The following is a 15,501-nucleotide window of genomic DNA, read 5'->3' as shown; positions in this document are numbered from 1 at the left end:
GTTGAACGCCGTTCTAGAGAGGAACTGCTGCCACCCTACTGTCAGTATCAGGCGGTGAGACGCGACTGCTCGACGATCTCCGCGACCGCGTGAGCCTGAGCCGCGACCTCGCCAACCACGATCAGCAGCGGCCCGTCGCCAGCCTCGGCAATGCGCTCGGCCAGGGTCGCCAGCGTGGCGGTGTAGAGCCTCGCGTCGGCGCCGCCGGCCTTCTCGACGGCGGCGACGGGGGTGTCGGCCGGGCGGCCGGCCTCGATCATCCGCTGGGCCAAGTCGCCCGCCACGTCGCCGCCCATATAGACCGCCAGGGTCGCCTCGGGATCGGCGGCGGCGCTCCAGTCGCCCGACAGTTTGCCGGCCTCCAGGCGTGCGGTGGTGAAGACCACCCGGCGGGCTTCTCCACGATGGGTCAGGGGGAAGCCGAACTGCGCTGCGGCGGCGCAGGCGGCCGTGACGCCGGGCACCACCTCGGTCTCGACGCCGAAGCCGTTGAGGAACGCGGCCTCCTCGCCCACGCGGCCGAAGATCGACGGATCGCCACCCTTCAGGCGCACGACCCGCAGACCCTTGCGGGCCAGACGCAGCATCAGGCGGTTGATCTCGTCCTGCTTCATGCTGGGCTTGCCGGCGCGCTTGCCGGTCTGGATGCGCACGCAGCCGGCGGGCGCCAGGGCGATGGCCTCTTCCGAGCACAGGGCGTCGTAGAGTAGCGCCTGGGCGCTCTCGACGGCGCGAAAGGCGCGGACGGTCATCAGGTCCACCGGACCGGGACCGGCGCCGACCAACAGGACCTTGCCGAGCGTGTTCTCAACCGACATGGGCGGGCTCCTTAGAAGCGACCGACAAAGCTTTGATCATGCGAGCGATTTCCGGACGGCAGGACCCGCAGTTGGTCCCCGCGCCCGTCGCCTTGCCGACGGCGTCCGGCGTCCGGGCGCCGGCGGCGATGGCGGCGTCGACCGCCTTGGCCCCGACCTTCAGGCAGGCGCAGACCATCGGCCCCTTGTCGGCGGCCGCGCCGGGTGGGCGACCGAACAGCAGGGTCGAACGCGCCTCGGCGCTAAGGTCGTCCTGCGTAAACATTTCGGCCAGCCAGTCGCGCGCCGGCAGGCGGCCGGAAGTGGTCATGAACAGGACGGCGACCAGACGACCGTCGTCGATCCAGGCCTGGCGGCGGGCGCCGGTCGCGGCGTCCTCATAGGTGACGAGTTCGCCAGCCAGGCCCTTGGACAGGACCTTGCGGAGGGCGTCGCGCTCGGCGGCGTCGCCCCGGCCGGCGAACTCGTGCTGCTGGCAGGCGTCGTGGGGGATACGCCGCCAGACGAGGTCCAGCCCACCGGGGGATGCGAGGCTGGACCGGGTGAGAAAGAAGCCCGTCCAGGTCTCGCGATAGGCGCTGATCCGGGCGGGGGTGTGCTTGAACTCGGGCTGGCCCGAGGTGGGGTCGATATTCGGCGCGACCAGGACGTTGGCGCGGCCCGACGGGGCGAAGGCGTCGGTCCAGTGCATCGGCATGAACAGGCCGCCGCGCCGCTGGCGGTCGGTGACCTTGGCCACGGCGACGGCCTCGCCGCGCCCGGTGATCACCCGCGCCAGGGCGCCGTCGCGGAGGCCCCGGGCCTGGGCGTCCTCGGGATGGATCTCGACATAGGGCTCGGGCGCGTGGCGGCACAGGTCCGGGGCCAGGCCCGTGCGGGTCATGGTGTGCCACTGGTCGCGGATGCGGCCGGTGTTCAGCGACATAGGAAAGGCGCCGCTGACGGCCTCGGCCGGGCCGCGCGGCCGGGTCGGGACCATGCGGGCGCGGCCGTCGGGGGTCTGGAACTGGCCGTCGACGAACAGGCGCGGCGTGCCCTTGCCGTCGGCCTTCACGGGCCACTGGATCGGCAGGAGTTCGCCATAAGCCTCTGGCGTTAAAGCCGAAAGGCCAGAGATATTGAGCAGACGGCTTTCATTCTCATAGGCCGTCAGACGCGCCCATTCGCGGAAGACACCGGCGTTGCTGGCCCAGCTGAAACCGTCAAAGCCCATGGCCGTGGCCACGTCGGCCATGATCTTCCAGTCGGCGCGGGCATTGCCCGGCGCCGGGAACAGGGCCCGCTGGCGCGAGATGCGGCGCTCGGAATTGGTGACCGTCCCGTCCTTCTCGCTCCATCCCAGGGCCGGCAGCTTGACGTCGGCGAAGGCGGTGGTGTCGGTCTCGACGCAGTCGGAGACCACCACGAACGGGCACTTGGCCAGGGCCTCACGGACCGCGCCGCTGTCGGGCAGGCTGACAGCCGGGTTGGTAGCCATGACCCAGATCGCCTTGATCCGCCCGTCGCGGACGGCCTCGAACATCTCGATGGCCTTCAGGCCCGGCGCGCGGACGGTGTCGGGCGCGCCCCAGAAACGGGCGACGCGGTCGCGGTCTTCGGGCGCGAAGTCCATGTGGCCGGCCAGGGTGTTGGCCATGCCGCCGGTCTCGCGGCCGCCCATGGCGTTGGGCTGGCCGGTGATCGAGAACGGGCAGGCGCCCGGCTTGCCGATCCGGCCAGTGGCCAGGTGGGCGTTGATGATCGCCAGGCCCTTGGCCGCGCCCTGGGCAGACTGGTTGGCCCCCATCGAGAACAGGCTGACCGTCCGCTCGTGCTCGGCGAACAGGTCGTAGAAGTCCTGCACCGACTCGACCGGCACGCCGCAGTCGGCGGCGACAGCGCTGACTGACTGGTCCATTTCCAGAAGCGCGGCGACCACTTGGTCGAAATTGTTCACGTGCTCAGCGATGTAGTCACGATCGATCGCGCCGCGCCGGATCAGGTCGGCCAGCAGGCCGCTCCATAGACGCACATCGCTCTGGGGCGCGATCGCCAGGTGCAGGTCCGCGCCCTCAGCGGTGTCGGTGCGGCGCGGGTCGATGACCACGTGCTTCTGACCGCGCGCCTTGGCGGCCTCCATGCGGCGGAAGAGCACCGGATGAGTCCAGGCGGCGTTGTGGCCGCTGAACACCACAAGGTCCGCCAGGTCGAGGTCTTCATAGCAGCCCGGCACCAGATCGGCGCCGAAGGCCTGCTTGTGGGCGACGACGGCCGAGGCCATGCAGAGGCGGCTGTTGGTGTCGATATTGCCCGAGCCGATGAAGCCCTTCATGAGCTTGTTGGCGACGTAGTAGTCCTCGGTCAGCAGCTGGCCCGAGACGTAGAAGGCGACGCTGTCGCGACCGTGGCGGGCGATGGTGTCCTTGAAGCGCTTGGCGACCAGGGATGTGGCCTCGGTCCACGACGCGACCTTGCCGTTGATCGTCGGCTCCAGCAGCCGGCCTTCTAAACCCACCGTCGCACCCAGGGCGGACCCCTTGGAGCACAGCCGGCCCAGATTGGCCGGGTGGACCGCGTCGCCGGCGATCGACACCGAACGGCCCTCGCCCACCATTCCCGCGACGCCGCAACCGACGCCGCAATAGGCACAGGTGGTCTTGATCGTCGGGAGCGCTGTGGAGCCGTCGGCCATCAGTCGGCCATCGCCGGTTGGGCCAGCAGGATGCGGCCGTCCTTGACCAGCACCGGCACCACGGGCGTGCAGCCCTTGCCGGCGTCGGCTCCGGTCGGGTGACCGGTCGCCAGGTCGATGACCCAGCTGTGCAGCGGACAGGTCACGCCGTGGCCATGGACGATGCCTTGGCTCAGGGGACCGTGCTTGTGCGGGCAGCGGTCGACCAGAGCGAAGACTTGGCCGTCGCCGGTGCGGAACACGGCGACATCGCCCTGGGCCGTGGCCACCCGTCGCGCACCGCGCTCGGGGATGTCGGTCACGGCGCCGACGTCACGCCAATCGGGATCGATATGGGCTTGCAGGGTCATTCGGCCGCCATCTCCAGAGGAAGGGTCGCCATGGGCTTGAACTCGCCCGCCGCCACGCGACCGGAGGCGCGCTCGGCCCACGGGTCGATCTGGGCGGTCTCCTGCGAGACCACGAAGCGCGCGAACAGCGCCGCGCGATTGTTGAGGTCGTCCACGGTCCGGGCGCGGATCGTGTCGAGGCCGATGCGGGCCATCCACTTGTAGATCCGCTCCAGGTACCAGCCGCCTTCGCGGTACATCTGCATGACCGCCGAGATCAGCTGGATCGCCTCGTCCTCGGTCGCGACCTTGGTCAAGAACTCGGTGCCCTGGATGTGCAGGCCCGCCGCGCCGCCGACATGGATCTCGTAGCCGCTGTCGACGCAGATCACGCCGATGTCCTTGCAAGTCGATTCCGCGCAGTTGCGGGGACAACCCGACACGGCCAGCTTGACCTTGGCCGGCGCCCACGAGCCCCACATGAACTTCTCGAGCTTGATGCCGAGGCCGGTGGAATCCTGGGTGCCGAACCGGCACCAGTCGCTGCCGACGCAGGTCTTCACCGTGCGCAGACCCTTGGCGTAGGCGTGGCCGCTGACCATGCCCGCGGCGTTGAGGTCGGCCCACACCGCCGGCAGGTCGTCCTTCTTGACGCCCAGCAGGTCGATACGCTGCCCGCCCGTCACCTTGACCGAGGGGATGTCGTACTTGTCGGCGACGTCGGCGATGGCCCGCAGTTCGTCGGGCGTCGTCATGCCGCCCCACATGCGCGGGACGACCGAATAGGTGCCGTCCTTCTGGATGTTGGCGTGGACGCGCTCGTTGATGTAGCGCGACTGGCTGTCGTCGACATATTCGCCCGGCCAGGCGCACAGCAGGTAGTAGTTCAGGGCCGGACGGCACGAGGCGCAGCCGTCGGGCGTGGTCCATTCCATCGCCTGGAACAGCGCCGGCATCGACTTCAGCTCGAGCTCGACGATCGCCTTGCGCACGTCGCCATGCGGATGGTGCGTGCACTTGCACATCGGCTTGGGCCCGGTCTGGGCCTTGAAGCCGTCGCCGAGGGTCAGGCGGATGACCTGCTCCACCAGCGGCGTGCACGACCCGCACGAGGCCGAGGCCTTGGTCACCGCGCGGACATCGTCCAGCGAGGTGAGGCCGTTGGCCGTGATCGCGCCGGTGATCGCACCCTTGCAGACGCCGTTGCAGCCGCAGATCTCCTGCGTGTCGGGCATGGCCGCAACGGCCGCGCTAGGGTCCAGGCCAGACAGGCCTTCCGTGATCGCTTGCCCGAAGATCAGGGTCTCGCGGATGTCGGCGACGTCGGTCCCCGCCCTCATCAGGTCGAAGTACCAGCCGCCGTCTGCCGCGTCGCCGAACAGCACCGCGCCGGCGACCTTGCCGTCCTCGATGACCACGCGCTTGTAGACGCCGCGCGCGGCGTCGCGGAACACGATGTCCTCGCAGCCGTCGCCGCCGGCGAACTTGCCGGCCGAGAAGACGTCTACGCCGGAGACCTTCAGGCGGGTCGACAGGACCGAGCCCTGATAACCGCCCTCGCCGTCCGTCAGCTCTTCGGCCAGGGCCCGGCACATGTCCCAGATGGGCGCGACCAGGCCGTAGCAGCTGCCGCGGTGCTCGACGCATTCGCCGACCGAAAACACGGCCGGGTCCGAGGTGCGCATGACGTCGTCGACGACGATGCCGCGATTGACCTGCAGGCCCGAAGCCTTGGCCAGGGTCGAGTTCGGCCGGATGCCGACCGCCATGACCAGCAGATCGCACGGCAGGACGCGACCGTCCTTCAGCTTCAGGCCGGCGACCTTGCCGTCCTCGCCGACGATCTCCTCGGAATGGGCGCCCAGCACGGTCTCGACGCCTCGTTCGGCCAGGGCCTCGCGCAGCAGGAAGCCGGCGCTTTCGTCCAGCTGGCGCTCCATCAGCACGTCCATCAGGTGGACGACCGTGGCCCCCATGCCCCGACGGGCCAGGCCGTAGGCGGCTTCCAGGCCCAGCAGGCCGCCGCCGATGACTACGGCGCGGGCGCCGGGCTTGCCCGAGGCCGCGACCATGGCCTCGACGTCGTCCAGGTCGCGGAAGGTCACCACGCCCTTCAGGTCGATGCCCGGGAGCGGCAGGCGGAACGGGTCCGAGCCGGTGGCCAGGATCAGCTTGTCGTAGCCGACTTCCAGACCGCCCTCGGCGAACACCTTGCGGCCTTCCAGGTCGACCGCCGTGACGGCGCGACCGGCATGCAGGGTGATGGCGTTGTCGCGATACCAGGCCTCGTCGTTGATGACGATGTCGTCGAAGGTCTTCTCGCCCGCCAGCACCGGCGACAGCATGATGCGGTTGTAGTTCACCCGCGGCTCGGCGCCGAAGATGGTGACGTCGTAGCGGTTCGGGTCGCGCTTGAGCACTTCCTCGACCGCCCGGCAGCCGGCCATGCCGTTGCCGATGACGACCAGACGTTGCTTGGTCATGAGCTTATCTTTCAGGAAGCGGGGATCAGACGCGGATGCTGGCGGCGTCGCCTTGCAGGGTCGGCCAGATGGCGCGCCAGCGGGCCTTGAGACTGAACAGGGCGACGAAGGCGAACAGGGCCAGCAAGGCGAAACCCAGGAAGCCGGATTGGTAGGAACCGGTCATCTTCTTGGCCATGCCCAGGGTCGAGGCCAGGTAGAAGCCGCCGATGCCGCCGGTCATGCCGATCAGGCCAGTCATGACGCCGATCTCTTTGCGGAAGCGCTGCGGGGCCAGCTGGAACACCGCGCCGTTGCCGGCGCCCAGGGCCAGCATCGAGAACATCAGGGCGGCCAGGGCGAACCAGGCGGTCGGCAGCTGGAAGCTGGCGGTAGCCAGGCCCAGGGCGGCCAGGACGTAGACAAAGCTCAGGGTGCGCACGCCGCCGAACTTGTCGGCCAGGGCTCCGCCGACCGGGCGGATGAACGAGCCGGCGAACACGCAGGCGGCGGTGAAGAAGCCGGCGATCACCGGATCCAGGCCGTACTCGCTGTTGAAGTACATGGTCAGCGACGAGGCCAGGCCGACGAAACCGCCGAAGGTCACGCCGTACAGCAGCATCAGCCACCAGGCGTCCGGAACCTTCAGCACGTCCAGGTACTCGGCCAGCTTCTTTGGCGCGGGCTGATCCGGCGCGTCCTTGGCCAGCAGCATGTAGACGACGAAGGCCACGGCCAGCGGGATGGCGGCCAGGCCGATCACGGTCTGCCAGCCGAACATCTTGGCCAGAACCGGGGCGAACAGAGCCGCCAGGGCCGTGCCAGAGTTGCCGGCGCCGGCGATGCCCAGGGCCAAGCCCTGATGCTCCGCAGGATACCAGCGCGAGGCCAGCGGCAGGGCGACGGCGAACGAGGCGCCGGCGACACCCAGGATGATGCCCAGGGCCAGCACCTGTTGGTAGTTGTGGATGCCGACCGCCCAGGCCAGCACTAGGCCCGCTAGCACGATCAGCTGACCGATCATGCCTGTCTTCTTCGGGCCGATCCGATCGACCAGCACGCCGTTGACCAGGCGCAGCACCGCGCCAGCCAGGACCGGGATGGCGACCATCAGGCCCTTCTGGGCGGGGTCGAGATGGAAATCCTTGGCGATGGCCACGCCCAGCGGGCCCAGGATCACCCAGACCATGAAGCTGAGATCGAAGTACAGGAACGCTGCGAACAGGGTCGGCGCATGGCCGGCCTTCAGGAAGTCGCGGGAGATCATGACGGCCTCAAGGGTTGCGTGTCTGCGAGAGCGGAGCGTCATCGCTCCGGGTGGCTGACCGCATCCGAGCGGTCCTCTGGCAGCCGCGAACGCCGTTGTTCGTTGGCCTTGAGCTTAGGTGAGACCCGCAACGAGCTCGATGTCACGGCTGATGCCGCGCTGCAGCGCCAAGAAGTGTGCGGCGCACGCTTGCTCAGCAAACGGGCGCCAGCGACGCCCTTGAAATGTGCAGATTAGGCCGGAACGGCGCTGGCGGGATCGGCGAAGGCCAGCGCTTCCAGCAGGCCGAGCGACAGCGCGGCGTCGCGATAGAGGTCTGGGCGGTAGACTTGGTCCACCAGGACCTGCAGGTCAGTGACCGAGTCGAGCTGCCCCCAGCGGTCCATTTGCGATAGGAACCACAGGCCGTGCTCGCGGCGTGGCAGGCCGGCGGCGTCGCGGTGGAAGACGATCTCCGACTCCAGCGCCCGCGCGATAGCGGCCGGCGCGGCGCCGATCATGTCGGGCCGCGCCAGCAGTTCGATCAGCGCCGTACGGTTGTCGGGATCATCCGCCCAGGCTGCGCCTCGGATCACGGCCCGCAGGCAGGCTCGCAGCTCGTCCGGGCGCTGGGCGGCCAGGTCGGCCGTAACGCCCAGCACCTTGTCGGGACCGCCCGGCCAGAATTGCGAGGCGGTGATCAGCATCCTGCCGATACCCTCGGCCTCGGCCACGGCGTTCCAAGGCGCGCCGACGCAGAATCCGTCGACCTCGCCCGCTCGCATCCGCTCGACCATGCGCGGCGGCGGGATGACCACGATGCGGACATCGTTGTCGGGATCAACGCCGCCCCGCGCCAGCCAGTCGCGCAGGAAGAAGTTATGCATCGAATGCGGGAAGACCACGGCGAAGGTCAGCGGCCCCTGCCCGCTCGCCCGTCTCGTCGCGACGACCTGGGCAAGGCCAGTTCCCATCTTCTTCGCCAGCGCGGTCGAGACCGTGATGGCGCTGCCGTTCCGGTTCAGGGCCAGCGGCGCCAGGATCGCGCCCTCCGCCGCCAAGGCCATCGGCGCCAGCATGTGCGCGCCGTCCAGAGCGCCGACGGCGACCTTGTCGCGGATCGTGGCCCAGGAGGCCTCACGGACCAGCTCGACGCTCAGCCCCTCTTCCTCAAAGAAGCCCAGCGCCTGGGCGACCGCCAGCGGCGCGCAGTCGGTCAGCGGGATGAAGCCCAGCTTCAGTTCGGACAGCCCGCTCACGAGGCGTCGCCCTTCAGCACGCCGGCGAAGGCCAGCAGGTCGGCGGCGACCGAGCCGATCGGCTTGCCCCGGTCCATGGCCAGCTTGCGCAGCAGGCGATAGGCGCCGTCCTCGTCCAGGCCGCGCTCTTTCATCAAGAGGCCCTTGGCGCGCTCGACGGTCTTGCGCGATTCCAGGTCGGCCTTGGCCTTGGCCAGGTCGCCGCGCAGCTGCTGGGTCAAAGCAAAGCGGCTCATGGCCACGTCCAGGATCGAGCGTACGCGATTGGCCGCCAGGCCGTCGACGACATAGGCCGCCACGCCAGCCCGCACGGCCTGCTCGGCCAAGCCCGGCTCGGAGCGGTCGACGAACATCACCACGGGCCGCCCATGGCCGTAGTCCTTGAGGCTGTCGAGGGTGTCGCGGTCGGGGCTCTCGGCGGCGATCACCACCACGTCCGGCGCGAAGGCCAGGACCTCGGCCTCGTCGAAGACGGCCAAACGGCGCACCTCGAGCGGTTGCACGCCCTCCAGTCCCTCGGCCACGAGGGCGGCGCGCGCGGTATCTGGATCAATGACAAGCACCCGCATCGCCCTCGTCCTAAGCGGCGCCGGCCGGCATGGGGGAACTTTCCCCCGCCAGGGGCGCCCGCATCGCAGTCCGCCCAGATAGCGGGCGCCGGCGATTATTCCTTGGGCGTCGCACCAATGCGACGAGAACATGCAAGACCGTCGATCGACCTTGCGTTGCCTTGCGCGAACGCGCCAGATCGGTGCGGAGACCAAGCGGAGCTGTTCGTTCATGACCCTCTATCTGCTCGCCCTGCTGATCGGCGTGATCGCCGGCCTGCGCGCCATGACGGCGCCGGCCGCCGTGGCCTGGGCCGCCCGCTTGGGCTGGCTGCCCTTGGCGGGCTTTCCGCTGGCCTGGCTGGGCGGCTGGATCGCGGTCGGCGTCCTGACCGTGCTGGCCCTGCTGGAACTGGTCGCCGACCAGCTGCCCAAGACCCCCAGCCGCAAGGTCCCCGTCCAGTTCGGCACGCGCCTGCTGACCGGGGCCTTCAGCGGCGCGGCCCTGATGATGCCCAGCGGCCATTGGGTGCGCGGCGCCGTGATCGGCGTGGTGGGCGCGGTGCTTGGCACCCTGGGCGGCGCCGAGCTGCGAGGCCGGCTGGCCGCCAAGTTCGGCAAGGACGCGCCGGCCGCCTTCATCGAGGACGCCATCGCCGTCGGCGGCGCACTGCTGATCGTGGCCCTGGCCCGATGAGTTCTCCGCGCGCGTTCGACGCCATCATCATCGGGGCGGGCCAGGCCGGTCCGTCCCTGGCCGGCCGCCTGACCGCCGCTGGCCAGAAGGTGGCGCTGATCGAGCGCAAGGACTTCGGCGGAACCTGCGTCAACACCGGCTGCATGCCGACCAAGACCCTGGTCGCCAGCGCCTATGCCGCCCACCTGGCCCGCCGGGCTGAAGACTATGGCGTCGTGCTGGGCGGACCGGTCGGCATCGACATGAGGCGGGTCAAGGAACGCCAGCAGACCGTCGTCCACAACGCGCGCGGCGGTGTCGAGAAATGGCTGCGCGGCATGCCCGGCATGACGGTGATCCAGGGCCATGCCCGCTTCGAGAGCGCCGACACCGTCCGCGTCGGCGACGACCTGCTGACCGCGCCGAAGATCTTCCTGAACGTCGGCGGCCGCGCCAACGTCCCGGACATGCCGGGCGTGAACGACATCACCTATCTGACCAATGTCGGGATGATGCAGCTGGATACTCTACCCGAGCACCTGGTGATCGTCGGCGGCAGTTATATCGGGCTGGAGTTCGCCCAGATGTTCCGCCGCTTCGGCAGCCAGGTGACCGTGGTCGAGATGGGGCCGCGCCTGATCGGCCGCGAGGATCCGGAGGTCTCCGACGCCATCCGCGAGATCCTGGAGGCCGAGGGCATAGCCGTGCGTCTCAACTCCGAGTGCATCAGCTTCGCGCAGCACGAGGACGGCGTCTGCATCCACGTCACCTGCGAGGCCGGCGCGCCGCAGGTCACCGGCTCGCACGTGCTGCTGGCCGTGGGCCGCAAGCCCAACACCGACGATCTGAACCTGGCCGCCGCCGGGATCGAGACCGACAAGCGCGGCTACATCGTCGTCGATAACCAGCTGCGCACCACTGTCCCCGGCGTCTGGGCCATGGGCGATTGCAACGGCAAGGGCACCTTCACCCACACCGCCTACAACGACTTCGAGATCATCGCCGCCAATCTGCTGGATGATGATTCCCGCAAGGTCAGCGACCGCATCAGCTGCTACGGCCTATTTGTCGATCCGCCGCTGGGCCGCGTCGGCATGACCGAGGCCGAGGCCAAGGCAACTGGTCGCAAGCTGTTGGTCGGCCAGCGCCCGATGACCCGCGTCGGCCGCGCCGTCGAGAAGGGCGAAACCCAAGGCTTCATGAAGGTGGTCGTCGACGCCGAGACCAAGGAGATCCTCGGCGCGGCGATCCTGGGCCTGAACGGCGACGAGGCCATCCACGGCATGATTGACCTGATGTACGCCAAGGCGCCCTACACGGTGATCTCGCGAGCGGTGCACATCCACCCGACCGTGTCGGAGCTGATCCCGACGATGCTCCAAGAGCTGAAGCCGGTTTAGATTTTCAGATTTTGGCAGGGTCGCTATCAGACGAAATAGAACCTGTTGCGGTTGCGATAGGCCAGGCCGACCCCAGATAGCTGCGCAGACGCCGACGGAGGGTTGGCGCCCGTTTTCACGGATACTGCGATGACTAACCTGTTCGACCCGCTGCGCGTCGGCGACCTGACCCTTCCCAACCGCGTCGTCATGGCGCCGCTGACCCGCCTGCGGGCCGGTTCGACCCACACCCCCAACGCCCTGATGGCCGAATACTACGGCCAGCGCGCCTCGGCGGGCCTCCTGATCACTGAAGGCGTTCCAGTCACGCCGCAAGGCGTCGGCTATGCCGGCGTCCCGGGCATCTGGTCCCAGGACCAGGTCCAGGCCTGGAAGCAGGTGACCAAGGCCGTGCATGACAAGGGCGGCCGCATCTTCATGCAGATCTGGCACGTCGGCCGGATCTCGGACCCCGAACACCTGAACGGCGACCTGCCGGTCGGGCCCAGCGCCATCGCCGCCAGCGGCCATGTCAGCCTGCTGCGCCCCGAGCGCCCCTACCCCACCCCGCGCGCCCTCACCACCGAGGAAGTCGCCGGCGTGGTCGAGGCCTTCCGCCAAGGCGCCCAGAACGCCAAGGACGCCGGCTTCGACGGCGTGCAGATCCATGGCGCTAACGGCTATCTGCTCGACCAATTCCTGCAGGACGGCTCCAACCAGCGCACCGACCAGTATGGCGGTCCTATCGAGAACCGCGCCCGCCTGCTGCTGGAAGTCACCGACGCCGTCGTCTCGGTGTTCGGCGCCGGCCGCGTCGGCGTCCACCTGGCGCCGCGCGCCGATAGTCACGGCATCAGCGACAGCGACTTGCCCGCCACCTTCGGCTACGTCGCCAAGGCCCTGGGCGAGCGCAAGATCGCCTTCATCTCGACTCGCGAGCATGAAGCCGCCGACAGCCTGGGCCCGGCGCTGAAGGCCGCGTTCGGTGGCGTGTACTTCGCCAATGAAAAGTTCGACCTCGCGACGGCAAACGCCGCGATCGACGCCGGCAAGGCCGACGCGGTCATGTTCGGCAAGGCCTACATCGCCAACCCGGACCTGGTGGAGCGCCTTCAAAAGGGCGCGCCGCTGAACGCGCCGGTCCCGGCCACCTTCTACGCCCCGGGCGCCGAAGGCTACACGGACTACCCGACGCTGGAGCAGGTGACGGAAGTCGCCTAACGCAGACGAGACCGGAGTGTCGGGTCCAGGCGCAGAACCTGGGCCGGGCGCTCCTGGGCGTCGACGATGTCGGGATCGGCGGCCAGCCAAGTCTGATCCTCGACCCGCGAGAACCACACGAGCACCTTCTCGTGCTGTCGCACCGGCAAGCGCGGAAAGGTGTTTTCGTTTGTCTCGGGCACGTAGACGCCCAGCGTGGGCAGGCCCGCTGCCGCGACGCGCTCTGCGAACAACTGGCCAAAGCCCTCGGCCGGATCCTTCCAGAGATAGAAGATGGTCGCCACTACCGGGCTCGCCGATGCCGGCGGCTCGTGCCGATCCGTGTCGGCGAAGGCCATCTCCGGTGTCAGGGGCTTGAGCAGCAGGACGTTGTCGTTGTCCAGCAGCAGCGCGTTGGCCTCGTCGCGATGCGCCTGCCAGGCCGGGCCGAAATAGAAGGCGTTAAGCCCGCGCTCGCGCGCTTCCATGTCCGCGAAGCTGCGGATCCAGGTGAAGCGGTTCGGGTCGTCCAGGTCGCGGAACTGGCCGACCAGACGCATGCCCTGCTCTTCTTGGCTCTCGACGAAACAGCGCTCGAACACATCGATCATCTCGTCGCGACGGCCGGGGACGATCTTGTACTGGCGGAGCTCTAGGACGGTGTTCATGGCCCCGCTTAGATCAGGCGCGAGGCCCGATCCTGTCAGCAGGCCTCGATCAGCCCCTCGGCGATGTAGGCCTGCGCCACGGCTTCGGCGACCTTGATGCCGTCCACCGCCGCCGAGAGAATGCCGCCGGCATAACCCGCGCCCTCACCGGCCGGGAACAGGCCGGCGGTGTTGAGGCTCTGGAAGTCCTTGCCGCGCGTGATTCGGATCGGCGAGGAGGTCCGGGTCTCGACGCCGGTCAGCAGCACGTCGGGATGGTCGTAGCCGGCGATCTGGCGGCCGAAGACCGGCAGGGCCTCGCGCATGGCCTCGATCACAAAGTCCGGCAGGCAGGCCGACAGGTCGGTCAGGGTGACACCCGGCCTGTAGGACGGCTGAACCTCGCCCAGTTCGGTCGAGGGGTTGCCGGCCATGAAGTCGCCGACCTTCTGGCCCGGCGCCTGGTAGGTCGAGCCGCCCGCCACATAAGCCAGGCTCTCCCACTTGCGCTGGAACTCGATCCCGGCCAGCGGGTGACCTGGATAGTCGCGCTCGGGATCGATGCCGACCACGAAGCCGGAGTTGGCGTTCCGCTCGTTGCGCGAATACTGGCTCATGCCATTGGTTACGACGCGGCCCGGCTCGGATGTCGCCGCCACCACCGTGCCGCCCGGGCACATGCAGAAGCTGTAGACCGTGCGGCCGTTGGCGCAGTGATGCGACAGGCTATAGTCGGCCGCGCCTAGGTCGGGATGGCCGGCGCAGGTCCCGAAGCGCGCCTTGTCCATCCACGACTGCGGGTGCTCGATCCGCACGCCGATCGAGAACGGCTTGGCCTCGATGTGGACGCCACGCTCGTACAGGACTTCGAAGGTGTCACGCGCGCTGTGCCCCAGGGCCATGACCACGTGCGTGGCCGGCAGGTAGTCCTGGCCGGCGATGTGCAGACCCTTCAGCCGGCGCGAGCCATCGGCGGCCACCTCGATGTTGAAGTCCTCGACCTTGTGCTGCCAGCGATACTCACCGCCCCGGCTCTCGATCAGCGCGCGCATCTGCTCGACCATGTGCACCAGGCGGAAGGTGCCGATATGCGGGTGCGCCTCGGTCAGGATCTCTTCCGGCGCGCCGGCCGCGACGAACTCCTCCAGCACCTTGCGGCCCAGGAAGCGCGGATCCTTGATCTGGCTGTAGAGCTTGCCGTCCGAAAAGGTCCCCGCCCCGCCCTCGCCGAACTGGACGTTGGACTCCGGGTTCAGCTCGCTCTTGCGCCACAGGCCCCAGGTGTCCTTGGTGCGCTCGCGCACGATCTTGCCGCGGTCGATGATGATCGGCTTCAGGCCCATCTGGGCCAGGATCAGGCCGGCGAACAGGCCGCAGGGACCGGCTCCGATGACGACCGGACGCGGACCGTCAAAGCCCTCGGGCGCCTGGGCCACGAACTTGTAGTCGGTGTCGGGGCGGACGCGGACGTGGTGGTCGCCCTTGAAGCGCTCCAGCACGGCGGCCTCGTCGCGCAGTTCCACATCGACCGAATAGATCATCAGGATCGCCGCCTTGCGGCGCGCGTCGTGGGCGCGGCGGGCGACAACGTGGCTCAGCAGATCGTCGGGCGCGATCCCGAGGCGCTCGACAATGGCCGGCGCCATGGCCTCCGGCGGGTGGCCGAGCGGCAGTTTCAGTTCCGAAATACGCAGCATGGCGCGCGTCTTAGCCGGAACCGCGCCCGCGCGCCATCCGGACCGGCGGCCTTTACCTGCCGCGTAATCGCGCAGCCTCTCAAGCAAAGGCATCAAGAGCGGGCCTGGAAACGCCAGGCGCTTTGCAAAACGGAGACCCGCCATGACCGACGCCGCCCAGATCGCCCAACTTTATGTCGACAGCTGGAACGAGACCGACGCCGATCGCCGCGCCGGCCTGCTGGCCGCCCTATGGACCGAAGACGCCCGCTACGTCGACCCAATGATGACCGGCGAAGGCCGCGCCCAGATCGACGCGCTGATCGCCGGCGTTCACCAGCAGTTCCCGGGTTTCCGGTTCACGCTGGCGGGTAGGCCTGATGGTTACGGCGACAAGGTCCGCTTCTCGTGGACCCTGGGTCCGGACGGCCAGAGCCTGGTCGAGGGCACCGACTTCGGCGTGGTCGAAAACGGCCGCCTGAGCATCGTCACCGGCTTCCTCGACAAGGTCCCGGCCTAGGCCTTATCGACATTCAGCGCATCCAGATCATGGCGGCGGCGAGGTGAATGAAGCCGAGGAAGTGAACGGT

At 68.8% G+C, this 15,501-nt stretch carries 13 protein-coding genes; 4 read left to right on the top strand and 9 right to left on the bottom strand.

The window, feature by feature from the left end:
* Positions 1 to 47 precede the first annotated feature (47 nt).
* From cobA to AC1RR5_RS24710, 7 genes are all read right to left on the bottom strand, one after another.
* The gene (gene cobA, locus AC1RR5_RS24740) at positions 48 to 818 is read right to left on the bottom strand and encodes a uroporphyrinogen-III C-methyltransferase (protein ID WP_492926060.1); all 771 of its coding nucleotides are present in this window, start codon (positions 816 to 818) and stop codon (positions 48 to 50) included.
* Positions 808 to 3,489: a nitrate reductase gene (locus AC1RR5_RS24735; protein ID WP_492926058.1), complete on the bottom strand. Its 2,682-nt coding sequence runs from the start codon at positions 3,487 to 3,489 to the stop codon at positions 808 to 810. The genes cobA and AC1RR5_RS24735 overlap by 11 nt, the downstream gene beginning before the upstream one ends.
* Entirely contained in the window at positions 3,489 to 3,839 is a 351-nt protein-coding gene (nirD, locus tag AC1RR5_RS24730) for a nitrite reductase small subunit NirD (RefSeq protein ID WP_454715989.1), read from the bottom strand. Before nirD ends, AC1RR5_RS24735 begins: the two co-directional genes overlap by 1 nt.
* The gene (nirB, locus tag AC1RR5_RS24725) at positions 3,836 to 6,301 is read right to left on the bottom strand and encodes a nitrite reductase large subunit NirB (protein WP_492926056.1); all 2,466 of its coding nucleotides are present in this window, start codon (positions 6,299 to 6,301) and stop codon (positions 3,836 to 3,838) included. The genes nirD and nirB overlap by 4 nt, the downstream gene beginning before the upstream one ends.
* Before the next feature lie 25 nt (positions 6,302 to 6,326).
* Complete coding sequence (locus AC1RR5_RS24720) at positions 6,327 to 7,547, bottom strand: nitrate/nitrite transporter (protein ID WP_492926054.1); 1,221 nt, start codon at positions 7,545 to 7,547, stop codon at positions 6,327 to 6,329.
* A 233-nt stretch (positions 7,548 to 7,780) separates the two neighbouring features.
* A complete protein-coding gene (locus tag AC1RR5_RS24715) occupies positions 7,781 to 8,785 on the bottom strand; it encodes a CmpA/NrtA family ABC transporter substrate-binding protein (protein ID WP_492926052.1) in 1,005 nt (334 codons plus the stop codon).
* On the bottom strand, positions 8,782 to 9,354 hold the full coding sequence (locus tag AC1RR5_RS24710) for an ANTAR domain-containing response regulator (RefSeq protein ID WP_492926050.1): 573 nt from the start codon (positions 9,352 to 9,354) through the stop codon (positions 8,782 to 8,784). Before AC1RR5_RS24710 ends, AC1RR5_RS24715 begins: the two co-directional genes overlap by 4 nt.
* 211 nt (positions 9,355 to 9,565) lie before the next feature.
* On the opposite strand from AC1RR5_RS24710, the gene AC1RR5_RS24705 reads away from it, so the two are divergent.
* From AC1RR5_RS24705 to AC1RR5_RS24695, 3 genes are all read left to right on the top strand, one after another.
* Entirely contained in the window at positions 9,566 to 10,030 is a 465-nt protein-coding gene (locus AC1RR5_RS24705) for a DUF4126 family protein (protein WP_492926048.1), read from the top strand.
* A complete protein-coding gene (locus tag AC1RR5_RS24700) occupies positions 10,027 to 11,409 on the top strand; it encodes an FAD-containing oxidoreductase (RefSeq protein ID WP_492926046.1) in 1,383 nt (460 codons plus the stop codon). The genes AC1RR5_RS24705 and AC1RR5_RS24700 overlap by 4 nt, the downstream gene beginning before the upstream one ends.
* Before the next feature lie 129 nt (positions 11,410 to 11,538).
* Positions 11,539 to 12,609 carry an alkene reductase gene (locus tag AC1RR5_RS24695; protein WP_492926044.1) on the top strand — a complete coding sequence of 357 codons (1,071 nt, stop codon included), beginning with the start codon at positions 11,539 to 11,541 and terminating at the stop codon, positions 12,607 to 12,609.
* Here AC1RR5_RS24695 and AC1RR5_RS24690 read toward each other — a convergent pair.
* Positions 12,606 to 13,256, bottom strand: coding sequence for an NIPSNAP family protein (locus AC1RR5_RS24690; protein ID WP_492926042.1), 651 nt, complete (start codon positions 13,254 to 13,256; stop codon positions 12,606 to 12,608). The genes AC1RR5_RS24695 and AC1RR5_RS24690 overlap by 4 nt on opposite strands.
* A gap of 35 nt (positions 13,257 to 13,291) precedes the next feature.
* Entirely contained in the window at positions 13,292 to 14,932 is a 1,641-nt protein-coding gene (locus AC1RR5_RS24685) for an NAD(P)/FAD-dependent oxidoreductase (protein ID WP_492926040.1), read from the bottom strand.
* Positions 14,933 to 15,074: 142 nt separating this feature from the next.
* Here AC1RR5_RS24685 and AC1RR5_RS24680 point away from each other — a divergent pair, with 142 nt between their 5' ends.
* Positions 15,075 to 15,431: a nuclear transport factor 2 family protein gene (locus AC1RR5_RS24680; protein WP_492926038.1), complete on the top strand. Its 357-nt coding sequence runs from the start codon at positions 15,075 to 15,077 to the stop codon at positions 15,429 to 15,431.
* Positions 15,432 to 15,501 lie beyond the last annotated feature (70 nt).

The sequence above is a fragment of the Caulobacter sp. GW821-FHT11E11 genome (assembly GCF_058808315.1).
Note: the sequence above shows the minus strand (reverse complement) of the source record. Positions and strands in the feature narration are given on the sequence as shown.